This is a genomic window from Shimia biformata, assembly GCF_016888515.1.
In the GTDB taxonomy this organism is placed as follows: Bacteria; Pseudomonadota; Alphaproteobacteria; order Rhodobacterales; family Rhodobacteraceae; genus Shimia_A; species Shimia_A biformata.
The window spans coordinates 2964055-2976702 of record NZ_JAFEJK010000001.1 but is presented as its reverse complement, the minus strand read 5'-3'; the positions used below and the strand labels follow the sequence as shown (position 1 = coordinate 2976702).

Annotated in this window: 11 protein-coding genes; 4 read left to right on the top strand and 7 right to left on the bottom strand. The window is 61.5% G+C overall.

Features of this window, described 5'->3' with window-relative positions; translation table 11 throughout:
• Positions 1–52: 52 nt before the first annotated feature.
• Together JQ863_RS14645 and JQ863_RS14640 are read right to left on the bottom strand one after the other, a co-directional pair.
• Positions 53–1162, bottom strand: a complete 1110-nt coding sequence (locus JQ863_RS14645) for a CaiB/BaiF CoA transferase family protein (protein ID WP_204114894.1) — start codon at positions 1160–1162, stop codon at positions 53–55.
• Between the two features lie 8 nt (positions 1163–1170).
• Positions 1171–1740 (bottom strand): cupin domain-containing protein, encoded by a 570-nt coding sequence (locus JQ863_RS14640; RefSeq protein ID WP_204114893.1) that lies wholly within the window; start codon positions 1738–1740, stop codon positions 1171–1173.
• 128 nt (positions 1741–1868) lie between these two features.
• Here JQ863_RS14640 and JQ863_RS14635 point away from each other — a divergent pair, with 128 nt between their 5' ends.
• Positions 1869–3083 (top strand): acyl-CoA dehydrogenase, encoded by a 1215-nt coding sequence (locus tag JQ863_RS14635; RefSeq protein WP_204114892.1) that lies wholly within the window; start codon positions 1869–1871, stop codon positions 3081–3083.
• A gap of 48 nt (positions 3084–3131) precedes the next feature.
• On the opposite strand, the gene JQ863_RS14630 is transcribed toward JQ863_RS14635, so the two are convergent.
• From JQ863_RS14630 to JQ863_RS14610, 5 genes are all read right to left on the bottom strand, one after another.
• Complete coding sequence (locus tag JQ863_RS14630) at positions 3132–4235, bottom strand: serine hydrolase domain-containing protein (RefSeq protein ID WP_204114891.1); 1104 nt, start codon at positions 4233–4235, stop codon at positions 3132–3134.
• A gap of 204 nt (positions 4236–4439) precedes the next feature.
• Positions 4440–5462, bottom strand: coding sequence for an ABC transporter substrate-binding protein (locus JQ863_RS14625; RefSeq protein WP_204114890.1), 1023 nt, complete (start codon positions 5460–5462; stop codon positions 4440–4442).
• Between the two features lie 102 nt (positions 5463–5564).
• Positions 5565–6392 (bottom strand): ABC transporter permease, encoded by an 828-nt coding sequence (locus JQ863_RS14620; RefSeq protein WP_204114889.1) that lies wholly within the window; start codon positions 6390–6392, stop codon positions 5565–5567.
• A complete protein-coding gene (locus JQ863_RS14615; protein ID WP_204114888.1) occupies positions 6385–7317 on the bottom strand; it encodes an ABC transporter permease in 933 nt (310 codons plus the stop codon). The genes JQ863_RS14620 and JQ863_RS14615 overlap by 8 nt, the downstream gene beginning before the upstream one ends.
• Positions 7318–7321: 4 nt before the next feature.
• The gene (locus JQ863_RS14610; RefSeq protein WP_204114887.1) at positions 7322–8386 is read right to left on the bottom strand and encodes an ABC transporter ATP-binding protein; all 1065 of its coding nucleotides are present in this window, start codon (positions 8384–8386) and stop codon (positions 7322–7324) included.
• 151 nt (positions 8387–8537) lie between these two features.
• Between JQ863_RS14610 and JQ863_RS14605 the strand changes: the two genes are divergently transcribed.
• From JQ863_RS14605 to betC, 3 genes are all read left to right on the top strand, one after another.
• On the top strand, positions 8538–9218 hold the full coding sequence (locus JQ863_RS14605) for a TetR/AcrR family transcriptional regulator (protein ID WP_204114886.1): 681 nt from the start codon (positions 8538–8540) through the stop codon (positions 9216–9218).
• The gene (locus tag JQ863_RS14600; protein WP_338055527.1) at positions 9215–10879 is read left to right on the top strand and encodes an amidohydrolase; all 1665 of its coding nucleotides are present in this window, start codon (positions 9215–9217) and stop codon (positions 10877–10879) included. Before JQ863_RS14605 ends, JQ863_RS14600 begins: the two co-directional genes overlap by 4 nt.
• 227 nt (positions 10880–11106) lie before the next feature.
• A complete protein-coding gene (gene betC / locus JQ863_RS14595; RefSeq protein ID WP_204114885.1) occupies positions 11107–12642 on the top strand; it encodes a choline-sulfatase in 1536 nt (511 codons plus the stop codon).
• Positions 12643–12648: the final 6 nt, after the last annotated feature.

Genomic DNA, 12648 nt, shown 5'->3' with positions numbered 1-12648 from the left:
GCGCCTTTTTGCTGGTCGCAAATACCCCGGGGGTGCGGGGGCAGCGCCCCCGTCACTTACCCTTGGGCAGCACCGGTGCGGAACGCTCCAACGCCAGTTCCGCGTCTGAAAACACCCACGGCCCCCGCACGCCGGGCACCCCTTCCGGCGAGATCTGCATCCCCCGCGCTACGATCTGTGGGTCTTCAAAAGCCTCGCCGACCGAATTGATCGGGGCGGCCGGAACGGTGGCTTTCTCAAGCGCTGTCAGAATGTCTGCCTTGCTCCATGCCGACAGGGTCGCCGTGATCGCGGCGATCAGCCCGTCGCGTCCCGCAACCCGGCCCGCATTGGTCTGATAGGCCGGGTTCCCGGCCAGATCCGCGCGGTCGATCACGGTGCAGAAACGTTGAAACTGCCGGTCATTGCCCACCGCAAGGATGATATGCCCATCCGCGACCTCAACCACCTCGTAGGGGGTGATATTGGGATGGACATTGCCCAGCCGCACCGGGCTGTCACCAGTGGCAAGATAGTTCATCGTCTGGTTTGCCAGCATCGCCAGCCCGCAGTCCAGAAGGCTCATGTCGATCTGCTGACCGCGCCCGGTGCGGTGGCGCATCTCGACAGCAGCAAGGATACCCGTCGTGGCATAAAGCCCGGTCACGATATCGGTCACGGCAACCCCCACTTTCTGCGGCTGGCCATCCTTGGGCCCGGTGATCGACATCAGCCCCGACATGCCCTGCACCAGATAGTCATAGCCCGCCCGTTCTGCATAAGGCCCGTCCTGCCCGAACCCGGTGATCGAGCAATAGATCAGGCGCGGATTGACCTCTTTCAGACTGTCGTAATCCAGCCCGTACTTTGCCAACCCGCCGACCTTGAAGTTCTCGATCAGGATGTCGGCATCGCGGATCAGGTCGATCACTTTGGCGCGGCCTTCCTCGGTGCGGAAATCCGCGGTCACACAGGCTTTGCCGCGATTGGCGGAATAGTAATAGGCCGCCGTCCGGTCGCCGTCGCGCTCGATGAAGGGTGGGCCCCAGCGCCGGGTGTCATCCCCTTCGGGGCTTTCGACCTTGATCACCTCGGCACCCAGATCGGCCAGCGCCTGTCCTGCCCATGGCCCGGCCAGGATACGCGCCAGTTCGACAACTTTCAGTCCTTCAAGCGGCTTCATCTTCTTCCTCACAGATAGGGGGGCGTGCAGGCCGAAATGACCTCGGCCGGTTTGTCAGAGATATTGCGGAAACGGTGCGGTGCGCGGCTGTCGAACAGATAGGCCTCGCCCGCGCTCAGCACCCGGACGCTGTCGCCCACCGTCACCTCGATCTCACCCGAGATCACGACCCCGCCTTCATGGGCGTCATGTTCCAGCATGGTCACGCCGGTGTCGGCACCGGGGGCATAGTATTCCTTGAGGATCTGAAGCCCGTGTGCCTCGGCGTCACCCACCTGTTTCAACACCATGCGCCCGCCATAGCTGAGGCGCGACGTCAGGTCCGTCAACTCGTCCTCGGCAAAGAAGGTGCGCGTCGGGGTGGGGGTGTCCGGTTCGAAAAACGCCGACATGCTGGTGCCAAGACCGCCTAATATCCTGCGCAAGGACGCCACCGAGGGGCTGGACCGGTTTGTTTCGATCATCGAGATCTGCCCATGAGGAACCCTGGCGGCCTCGGCCAGGCCGCGCTGGGACAATCCGGCCTTGATTCTCAAGTCCCGAAGGCGGGCGCCGACATCAAATTCGTATTCGTCCATGGGTTCTTCCTCACGCAGCGTCACGAATCATCATTAAGCGGGTCTGATACAAAATTCCACTCGCTTTGCTCAGAAATTTGAGCAATATCGGCGTTAGCTAAACAAAGCAATGATTCGAAAGGCGCGAGATGACCGAACACCTGTCCCCGCAATCCATGCCCGCGCTGGGCCCGTTCAACTGGGAAGACCCGTTCCTGATCGAAACCCAGCTGGAAGAGGAAGAGCGCATGGTGCGCGACGCCGCCCGCGCCTATGCGGACGAAAAGCTGATGCCGCGCGTCACCGATGCGTTTGCCAAAGAGGAAACCGATCCCGAGATTTTCCGCGAGATGGGCGAGATGGGGCTTCTGGGCACCACGATTCCCGAGGAATATGGCGGCATCGGCGCTGGCTATGTCACCTATGGTCTGGTCGCGCGCGAGGTTGAACGCGTGGACTCTGGCTATCGCTCGATGATGTCGGTGCAATCGAGCCTCGTGATGTATCCGATCTATGCATATGGCACCAAGGAACAGCGTCAGAAATACCTTCCGAAACTGGCCAGCGGTGAATTCATCGGCTGTTTCGGACTGACCGAGCCGGACGCGGGCAGCGATCCCGGCAGCATGAAGACGACCGCCAGGAAAACTGATGGCGGCTATGTGCTGAACGGGTCGAAAATGTGGATTTCCAACGCGCCGATCGCGGATGTCTTTGTGGTCTGGGCCAAGTCCGAGGCCCATGGTGGCAAGATCAAGGGGTTCGTTCTGGACAAGGGCACCAAGGGCCTTTCCGCGCCGAAGATCGAGAACAAGGCATCGCTGCGGGCCTCGATCACGGGTGAAATCGTGATGAACAATGTCGAGGTGGGCGAGGACGCGCTTCTGCCCAATGTCGAAGGGCTGAAAGGGCCGTTTGGCTGTCTGAACCGCGCCCGCTATGGCATCGCTTGGGGGGCGATGGGCGCGGCCGAGTTCTGCTGGCATGCGGCGCGGCAATATGGTCTGGACCGCAAGCAGTTTGGCCGTCCGCTGGCCAACACCCAGATTTTCCAGTTGAAACTGGCCAATATGCAGACCGAGATCGCGCTGGGCCTTCAGGCCGCGTTGCGGGTCGGGCGGCTGATGGACGAAGCAAAAGCCGCGCCCGAGATGATCTCTCTGATCAAGCGCAACAACTGTGGCAAGGCGCTGGATGTGGCGCGCATGGCGCGGGACATGCACGGGGGCAACGGCATCTCCTTGGATTTCCATGTGATCCGCCACATGGTCAACCTTGAGACCGTGAACACCTATGAGGGCACGCATGACGTTCACGCGCTGATCCTTGGCCGGGCGCAAACCGGGCTTCAGGCTTTCGTCTGATTTGGGCCAACAACGAAGGTCAGCGGGCATTCTGCGTGCCCGCTGCCCCTAGGCCGAATGCGCGGCCACAACCGCCCGCACGCCCCGCACCCAGTCCATGACCCATCCCTCATCACTGAGGAAGGTCGGCCAGCTTGAGAATTTCACGGCGACCGTGCCTGTCTCGGGGTCGACAAGGATGTGCTGGCCAAAGATGCCAAGGCTCAAGTGTGCCGGGCCATTTTCATCCATGATCCAGAACTGGTTGCGATAGCGGCCATTGGGCAGGAAATCCCGCAAATGCTGGTTTGCCAGCCCATGCGCCCCGTGGCGGATGTCGTCGATCCAGCTTTTTGGCACCACCTGCCGCCCGTCGCGCCGCCCGTCTTCCAAAAGCAGTCGGCCAAACCGAGCCATATCGCGCAGGGTTGCGTTCAGTCCGCCATCGGCCATGGCAAACCCGCCGCGATCCACGGTGAAACAGGCATCACGTTCCGCCCCCATCGGGCCCCACAGTCGGTCCGAGAGCAATTGCGGCAACCGCTGCCCCGAGACCCGCTCCATCGCGAAACCCAGGCAGTCAGTCTCGATCGAGCGATATTCAAAGCGGCTGCCGTGGGGCGCATCTGTTGATTTCAGACTTTGGATCAACTCCCAGATCGTGGCGGGAACCTCGTCCTGTTTCATCCAGGGATAAAGCGGTTTCAGATTGGCGGCGACGTCGAGAAGAAAGACCTGAGCGTCAGGGTTTCCATAGCTTTCGTCGAACTTGACGCCGCTGGTCATGTCCAGAACCTGACCCAGCGTGGCACCCGTCCAGGCGGTCTGGGCCAGTTCGGGCAGGGGATCGGTGATCGGAGCGTCCGGGTCCAGAAGCCCGTCGTCGATCAACATGCCAGCAACCGTTGCGACCACGCTTTTCGACACGGAAAACGCGATATGTTCGGTCGTCGGGGTCATGTTGTTGAAATAGCGTTCACTCAGGACGCGCCCGTCGTGCCAGATCAGCGTCGCGTCGGTATAGGACAGGTCCAGGAAGCCATCCCAGGTGATGGTTTCGCCGTTTCCACGGGCAAAGGTGATGTCCCCGGTTGCGCAATTCTCATCCGCACCGGGCAGGTCCCAGACGGTGCCGCCACGCGGCACAGGGACCGTCGGAACCAGTTCACGCATGTGCTGAAAGCTCCACCTGTTCCAGGGCGGGGCGTCCCAGTCATATGCCGCGACACGCCATTCGGGGGGCACGGGGCTGCCTTGCATGATCGGCGGGGCGGGGTCTGAATTTCGGAAACTCTCGGGCATCGGACCCTTGCTTTGAATGTGGGTGGTGAAAGAAAAGTGGCCCGCGCGGGGCCACTTTGGTTGTCAAGTCTGCGCTTACTTCTGGAGGTCGGTCCAGATGCGGGTGTAGATCTGCTGAACATCCGGCGGGCAGGTTTCGTTGAAGACACCCTTGTCCTTCAATTCAGCCGGGATCACGATCTCGGGCGCAGTGATCATGTCGGCGGGCATAAACGCCTCGGAGCCCATGATCCCATTGGCATAGCGCGCGAATTCGCTGATCAGCGCGGCGTTTTCCGGGTCCATGATGAAGTTCTGGAATGCCTTGGCTTCATCGACGTTCTTGGCGTCCTTCAGAACCGCGACCGAGTCCATCCAGACCGGGTAGCCCTCTTTCGGGTAGCCATAGGCGATGGTCTCGTTCTGAAGGCGCATACGGAAGGTCGAGCCGTTCCAGTTCACGCCAGCCCAGAGGTCTTCCTTGGCGAATTTCTCAAGGTTGCCATAGTCCATGCCCAGCCAGTGCTGCTTGGCTGCGACCAGACCGTCGCGCACCTTTTTCAGCACTTCCTTGTCGCCGGTGCAGGGTTCGCCGCCGTAATACATGATCGCCAGCGCCATGACGTCACCCATCTCGGGCACGACGTTGATCTTGCCGCGCAGCGATTCCGGCGGGTCCATGAAGATGGCCGAGGTATTGATGTCGCCGTCATAATACTTGGTGTTGACCACGACGCCGGTTGTGCCCCATTGCCACGGCACCGTGTAATGCCGACCCGGATCCCATTTCACGTCGACCCAGTTGGGGTCCATGTTCTTGAAGTTTTCCATCTGATCCGGGCGGCTTTCCAGCAGCAGGCCCTCGCTGATCCAGATCGGGACATAGGTGTGGGTCGGCACCACGATGTCGAACCCGTGCCCGCCGGCCTTGACCTTGGCCAGCGCCGTGTCATTGCTGTCGAAATCGGTAATCGTGACCTTGATGCCGGTTTCGGCCTCAAACTTTTCGATCAGCTTGGGGTTGGTGTAGTTGCCCCAGTTATAGATGTTCAACTCCTGCGCCGAGGCCGCGCCAGCGGCAAGGCCAAGGGCAGAGAGTGCTGCGATCATCGTCTTCATCGTTCGTCTCCTTGTTGGGTTTTCGGTTTGTTTGTTGGGTCTTGGTGAGGTTGTTCGTTCCGGGCTCTGCGCGGTCCGGTTCAATATTGGGCGCCCCTGAGGTCAGACGCGCCTGTTGGTCAGCAGGAAGAACAGCGAGACAAGGATCGCACCCGCCAGAAGGATCACGGTCGAGATCGCGTTGACCTCGGGCGTGACCACGCGGCGCAGCTGGCCCAGCATATAGGTCGGCAGGGTTTCCTGTCCGGCGGATTTCACAAACTCGGTGATGACCACGTCATCCAGTGAGATCACGAAAGCCAGCATCAGCCCCGCCACGATCCCCGGCCACATCAGCGGCAGGGTGACACGCCGGAAGGTCAGCCAGCGCGAGGCATAGAGGTCCTGCGCCGCCGCCTCGAGAGAGTTGTCCATCGTCTCAAGCCGGGCACGGATCGGCAGATAGGCAAAGGGCACGCAGAACGCGGTATGGGCGACGATCAGGTAGATCATGCTGGTGTGCCCGGTCCAGACCTTGATCGCGGCAAAGACAATCAGAAGCGCTACGGCGGTCACGATCTCGGGCACCATCAGCGGCTGGTTGATCAGCGCATAGATCATGGTGCGACCGGGGAAATGCCGGGTGCGGGTGGTGGCCAGCGCCGCCATGGTCGCGGCAACCGTCGCCACCGATGCCGCCGAGATCGCAAGGATCAATGAGCGTAGGGCGGCATCCTGAACCGCTTCGTTTGCAGCGGCCTGCTGATACCAGCGCAATGAGAAGCCTTCCCACACCGCCAGCGACGTGCCCTGGTTGAAGGAATAGACGACGAGGATCACGATCGGGGCATAAAGCGCGACAAGCGTGAACAGCGCGACGACGGAAAAGCCGGGCAGGGTCTTTACGGAATAGCCGCGCGCCTTGGTTTTGAGGGGTGAGTTCTCAGCCATCTGCCTGCTCCCGAGAAGTGACGCGCACATACCAGATCAGGGCCACCATCACCGCCAGCATCAGCATCAGCGACAGGGCCGCGCCAAGCGGCCAGTTGCGGCCCGCACCAAACTGCAATTCGATCAGGTTGCCGAACATCAGGTTCTTGCCACCGCCCAGGACGCGCGGCGTGACATAGGCGCCGAGGCTGGGAATGAAGACCAGGATCGACCCGGCGATGATGCCCGGCTTGATCAGCGGCAGGATCACCCGGCGGAATGCGGTCCACCGCCCGGCATAAAGATCATGCGCCGCCTCGACCAGCCGGAAATCCAGCTTGTCGACCGAGGCATAGACCGGCAGTACCATCAAGGGCAGGTAGACATAGGTCATGCCAAAGCCGATGGCAAAATCGGTGAACATCATCTGGATCGGTTCGTCGATCAGTCCGACCTTCATCAGCGCAAGGTTGATGACCCCTTCCGAGCGGATCAGCTCCTGAATCGCAATCGTGCGCACCAGCAGGTTGGTCCAGAACGGCACCGTCACCAGAAACAGCCAGAACTGGCGGCGGTTCGCGGGCTGTGTGGCGATGAACCACGCTGTCGGCACTCCGAAAAGCAAGGTCAGGATCGTTGTGATCAGCGACAGCGACAAGGACCGCCAGAAAATCGACAGATGGGCGTCTGCCCAGATCAGCGTGTCGTCGAAGATATCGCGCTGGACAAAGATGTTGGTCCATCCATCCAGTGAAAACTGCCATTTGACGTTGCCGTAATCGCCGGGGGTCAGGAAGGAGTACAACACCATGACCAGAAGCGGTCCCGCCGCGGCGCAGGTGATGATGACGACCGCCGGAAGCGACAACAGCCAGCGGCTGCGGTTGTCGGCGGCGCGGGCTTCTGCCTCAAGCTCTCCGGGCTGGTATGTCTGGGTTTCGGCCATGCGTTCAGTCCCGCAAAACGGTGATCGCGCCGGTGGCGACGGTCAGCGCGGCGCTGTCGCCTTCTTTCGGCAGGCTTCCGTCACCCAGCGGCGCATTGCCGATCTTGGCCTTGACCTTTTCGCCCGTGGGCAGGGACAGATGCAGCGTTGTCGCCTCGCCGGAATAGACCACCGTGTCCACGGTTGCTGCAATCTCGCCATCCTGCGCCGCGCCCGCGCGGGCGGCGACATGTTCGGGCCGCAAAAGCACGGACACCGCCCCGTCCGCCACACCATCGGGCACCGAAACGTCAAACGTGCCGCCGGCGGCAAGTGTCACCTGTCCGCCTTTCAGGGTGGCATCGAGGAAGTTCGACTCGCCGATGAAATTCGCCACGAACCGGGCCGAGGGGCGTTCGTAGATTTCTTTCGGGTTGCCGATCTGCAGGATTTCGCCGCCATTCATGACCGCGATCCGGTCCGACATGGTCAGGGCTTCTTCCTGATCGTGGGTGACAAAGACAAAGGTGATGCCGGTTTCATGCTGAAGCCGTTTCAGCTCGATCTGCATTTCCTTGCGCAGCTTGAGGTCCAGCGCGCTGAGCGGTTCGTCCAGAAGCAGAACCTTGGGGTGGGGTGCCAATGCACGCGCCAGGGCCACGCGTTGCTGCTGTCCGCCCGATATTTCGCTGGTGCGGCGGTCCTTCAACTCTTCCATCTTCACCAGACGCAGCATCTCGGCGACCGTGCTGTCCACCTCGTCTTTGGGCTTGCCCAGCATTTCAAGTCCGAAGGCGATGTTGCCCGCCACGCTCATGTGCGGGAACAGGGCGTAGTTCTGGAACACGGTATTGACCGGGCGTTCGGCGGGGCGCAGCCGGGTGATATCATCCCCGGCAAGCTTGATCGCGCCCATGGTTGGCGGTTCAAACCCCGCGATCAACCGCAAGAGCGTGGTCTTGCCACAACCCGACGGCCCCAGAAGTGTGAAGAATTCGTTTTCGGCAATGGTCACGTTGACGGCATTGAGCGCCCTGAAGGCGGCCTCGCCGGTGCCGAAGACCTTTGTCGCGCTTTCGATCTCGATCATGTGGATCCTGTTTTCCCAGTCGTCGCGGTTGCGATAATTGAGATTGACAAAACATCTTTAGTCAATACAAAATTTTTATAGCGATAAAAAATTTTTGGGCGAGAGGGCCAGAACATTGGCACAGCCGTCACAGGGCACATCACAAGACGCAATGGGCACAGACAGCCCCGACACCGGTCTGCGCGGCCGCAAGAAGGCGCGGCGGCGGCAAGAAATCCTGTCCAATGCCAGCGAACTGTTTGCCCGTCAGGGCGTGGATGCGACCACCATGGCCGAGATCGCAGAAGCCTCGGAAGTGTCGCCGCCAACTGTGTTCAACTACTTCGGATCAAAGGAAAATATCCTGAATGCGCTGATTTTCGAAGGCGCCGAAAGGGCACGAAATGCTCATCGCGACAGCCCGCGCGCGACCGGAAAACCCTTTGGAGACATTCTGGCCCAACTGTTGTTTGAGTTCACCGACAACACGCTGCAGATCGCCGGAAAACGGGTCTGGCGCTATGCTGAATCGGTGAATATCAGACGTCCGAACTCGGATTTTCAAAAGCGGTTTGCGACCTCGGATGCGGCTCTGATCGACCTGCTTGCCGAATATTTGGGCGATTATGACATGCGGCTTCTGAACGGTGCCGACCCCGATCCGGATTTCCTTGCCCGGATGTTCTTCGACCGCTGGACCGCCCGCTATTTCGCCTTCATCAAGGATGAGGTGATGTCGCTGGAAGCCCATCGTGTCGATGTGGTCGCGGATACCCATACGATGGTGGGCCTGTTGTTCGAACCCGAGTTCGCGGCGCATTCTCCTCTGAAGAAAAAGGCTGCCAGATCGTGACGAAGATTACGCGTATCATCGTGAACGGGGCGGTGGTGACCATGAACCCGGCACAACCACGTGCGCAGGCGGTGGCGATGGCCGGAAACAGGATTGTCGCGGTTGGGTCCAATGCAGAGATCAGGATGCTGGCCGGGGCGGGGGCGCGCGTGTTTGACGCCCAGGGCAACACGGTCATGCCCGGCATGATCGAGGCGCATCTGCACCTGTTCCCCGGCGCCTTCGGGATGGACCTGCTGCATCTGGACGGTGTGCGCGGGGCGGATGCGCTGCGGGACAAGCTGATCCCCTATGCCCACGCCAACCCGGACGAGGCACTTCTGATCTGCAAGGCGACCGATTACAACCTGTTCGGCGAAGGCGTGTCGACCACGCGACAGATGCTGGATGCGGTGCTTTCCGACCGCCCGATCCTTCTTCTGGCGGGCGATCACCATACCGCATGGGCCAACTCGATTGCCCTTGACCGGGCGGGGCTGATGCAGGGCCGCGACCTGGCGCCGGGAAATGAGATCGTGATGGCGTCCGACGGGACGGCTGCCGGTGAATTGCGCGAACACGCGGCCTATGATCCGGTGATGGCGCTGCGGTCCTCGGGCGGGCGCGAAGGGCTGGGGCTCGCCGGGATCGAGCCCGGCGACGATCTGACCCCGGCTGATTGCGCCGAGGATATCGAGACGTTGAAACGGGGCTTGCGCTATTGTGCCTCGTTTGGTTTCACCAGTTTGCAGAACATGGATGGTAATCGGTATCAGCTTGAATTGCTGTCTGAAATCGAGGCCGCTGGTGATCTTCTCTGCCGGACCGAGATACCGTTCCACTTGACCCCGGCAAAACCCGTCGACGCGCTGGACGAGGGCGCGGCGCTGGCACGGGAATTCGCCACCGACAGGCTGTCCGCCAACCGGGTCAAGATGTTCATGGACGGTGTGATCGACAGTTCCACCGCTGTTCTGGTCGAGGATTATGCCCATCGCCCCGGTTGGCGCGGCGACCGGCTGCACAGTGCGGAACGGTTCCGCGACGCCTGTATCAAGGCCGATGCGCTGGGCTTGCAGATCTCGGTCCATGCCATCGGCGACGGTGCGGTGCGCACTGTTCTGGACGGCTATCAGGCCGCGCGCGAGGTCAACGGCCCCCGCGATTCCCGCCACCGGATCGAACATATCGAACTCTTGCACCCTGACGACCTGAGCAGGTTCGCGGAACTGGGTGTGGTCGCCTCGATGCAGCCGCCGCACCCGCCCGGCGCGATGGATTTCCCGCTTGAACCGTGGATCACCCATGCCGGGCCTGCGCGCTGGCCCTGGGCGTTCCCGGTCAGCTATCTTCGGGCGCAGGGCGTGCCGATTGCGTTTTCGTCGGATTGGCCGATTTCCGATATCAACCCGATGCGCGGGGTGCAGGCGGCAGTCATGCGGCGCCCATGGCAAGAGGGCCACCCGTCCCATGCCTCATCTCTGGACGAGGCCCTTCATGCCTATACCGCCGGGGGGGCCTTTGCCGGGTTTGCAGAAACACGCCTGGGCCGGATCGCGCCGGGTTTTCTGGCCGATATCGTGGTGATGGACCACGACCTGCATGCAACGGCGCCGGATGCGCTGGACACGGCCCGCGCCGCGCTGACCATCTGCGACGGAGACGTTACCTTCGAAGCCTAACCTGGTGCCGCTTTTGGACCATATCGGGTGATACCTGTCGATTTCTGGTCAGAAATTGCACCATCGATGCCGCAGGCTGCCCCACATGTCACCAGCGTGGGAAAACAGATTGCCCAGACCAACGCAACATTTGCGACCCGTCTCGCGCCGCGCCAAGCCCATGCATTATCAGCCGCCGCCCTCCTGCCTGTGATCCCATCGGTTCATTGGCTTTTCAGGAGGAACACATGCAAGACCGTCCAAACATTGTGATTATCATGGCCGACCAGTTGGCCCCACATTTTACCAGGGCATATGGCCACAAGACCGCAAAGACCCCCCATATGGATGCGTTGGCGGCGCGGGGGATGCGATTTGACGCCGCTTATTGCAACTCGCCGCTATGCGCGCCATCGCGCTTTTCGTTCATGTCAGGGCAATTGATCAGTCGGATCGCGGCTTATGACAACGCGACCGAGTTCCGCGCCTCGGTGCCGACATTCGCGCATTACCTGACCTCGCTGGGCTATCGCACCTGTTTGTCCGGCAAGATGCATTTCGTCGGACCCGACCAGAAACACGGGTTTCAGGACCGTGTGACCACCGACATCTACCCGGCCGATTTCGCATGGACCCCGGACTGGGAGGCGCATGACGAGCGCATCGACAGGTGGTATCACAACATGTCCGCCGTCACCGAAAGCGGCATGGCCATCGCCACCTTCCAGACCGATTTCGACGACGAGACCGGCTTTGCCGCACGCCGCTGGCTGATCGACCGCGGGCGGGACCGGGGGGCGGGGGACCCGCGCCCCTTTGCACTGGTGGCCAGCTTTATGCATCCGCACGACCCCTATGTCGCCAAGCCCGAGTTCTGGGACATGTACTCGGATGACGAGATCGACATGCCGGAATTCGTCCTGCCGCTGGACCAGCAGGATCCGCATTCGCGCCGCGTCATGGACGGGATCCAGGCCAGTGACGCGACCCTGACCGACGAACAGGTGCGGCGGGCGCGGCGGGCCTATCTTGCCAATGTCAGCTATTTCGACAGCAAGGTGGGCGAAATCGTCGACGCGCTGAGCGACATCGGCCAGTTGCACAATACGGTAATCATCGTCACCGCCGATCACGGCGATATGCTGGGCGAACGCGGGCTTTGGTACAAGATGAACTTCTTTGAACACTCCGCCCGCGTGCCGCTGATCATGGCAGGGCCGGGCGTGGCGCGGGGCCGCGCAGGGAATGCCTGTTCGCTGGTCGACATGCTGCCCACGTTGGTCGAGATCGCCGGCGGTGACGTGAGCGCGCTGGGCGCGCCGATTGACGGACGGTCCCTCATGCCGCTTGCACGGGGCGAAGAGGATCCGGTTGACGAGGCGATTGGCGAATACTGCGCCGAGATGACGCCCTATCCGATCCTGATGATCCGCCGCGGACCGCTGAAATACATCCATTGCGACCCCGACCCGCCGCAGCTTTATGATCTTGCCATGGATCCTGGTGAACGGATGAACCTTGCTACCGACCCGGCCCACGCCGAAACCGCGCGTGCTTTTGCCGATGAGGTCGCCGCGCGCTGGGACAGCGAGGCGCTACGCCGCGACGTGATCGCCACGCAGAAGGCGCGCCGCGCGCTGCACGCTGCGATGGAGGCGGGATCGGGGGAACATTGGGATTACAACCCGCCGTCGGATGCCAGCCAGCAATATGTGCGCAACCACATGGACTGGACGACTGCCGCCGCCCGCTATCGGTTTCCGCCGCTCAAGGATGGTGGCTAAGGTCCA